Source organism: Sutterella massiliensis, from assembly GCF_016899755.1.
Classification (GTDB): Bacteria; Pseudomonadota; Gammaproteobacteria; order Burkholderiales; family Burkholderiaceae_F; genus Sutterella; species Sutterella massiliensis.
The window spans coordinates 1-977 of sequence record NZ_JACJJC010000134.1; the positions used below are offsets into that span (position 1 = coordinate 1).

Here is a 977-nt window from a genome sequence, read left to right on the forward strand (position 1 = left end):
GTTTTATCCATTGCATTGATTTCTGCATTGAGTCGTTTGTAGTTCTCAAGAAGCCTCTTGAAAGTATTCGCAACGTCAATACCCAGTAACTCAACATTGGCATCAACAGTATCCGTCAGTTTTTTGATGCTCTTACTTCCTTTAGGAATCACAACGCCCCAAGATTGACAAAGACTCTTGAAGCAGACCAATGTGGCAGTAGCTTGTGTACTTAGTTGCCGGCGTGATGCTTGAATGCTTGCGATGCGGCATTCAGATAGGTTCTTCACGCGTATGGGTCGAAGTTCGCTGTCGTTCAGAGCGAGTTTGGCAAGAGCAGTCGCATCGTTCAAATCAGTCTTCTGGCTAGACCTATGCGTAGCGACCCAATGCTTAACAGCATTGCCGGAAATAACTTTGACTTGATGGCCTAAGCTTTCGAGACGAAGCGCTATCGTGCTGTAGCCACAGCAAGGCTCCATAGCAAACAGCGTGGGTTCGAGCTTTGCTGCTTGTTCGTATAGCGACTCATAGTCCATGCGGTCAATCAGACCTATTTCATCATCCGAACAAGGAACTGCTGCAACCGCAACGTCGGCTTTTGCCAAATCCAAGCCAATGACGGCATAAGAGATCGACGGATCCAGCGCTACGAGAGTATTCTTTTTTGACATGACATGGACCTCTTCCAGAGAAGTTGTTCTTAATCCCCATTGTCGCGCTGAAACGTGGCGATTCGGTCTTTGGGGTGGTCCATGTCATTAGGGACGAAAGCGCGGCTCCAAACGATGGCGCCTGCACCATTGGCGTGCTCAGTACGTGCAGGAAATGGTTGAGCGCAAGGCGCATCGCACAGGGATGCGGGTGAGCCGTGTTTGTGCGTGGAACACTTCCCGTCTGGCGTTCGACGGCTCAGGGCGGGTCGTTCGGGATTCGACGAACTACAGCCTGTGTACTTTCCAGACCGGGAAGCGTTATCACGCGGACCTGAACGCTGG

At 50.8% G+C, this 977-nt stretch carries 1 protein-coding gene; it reads right to left on the reverse strand.

The window, feature by feature from the left end; genetic code table 11:
• Positions 1 to 653: IS110 family transposase (locus tag H6A60_RS11765; protein ID WP_205104848.1), on the reverse strand; the 653-nt coding region annotated here is incomplete at its 3' end.
• Between the last annotated feature and the right edge of the window lie 324 nt (positions 654 to 977).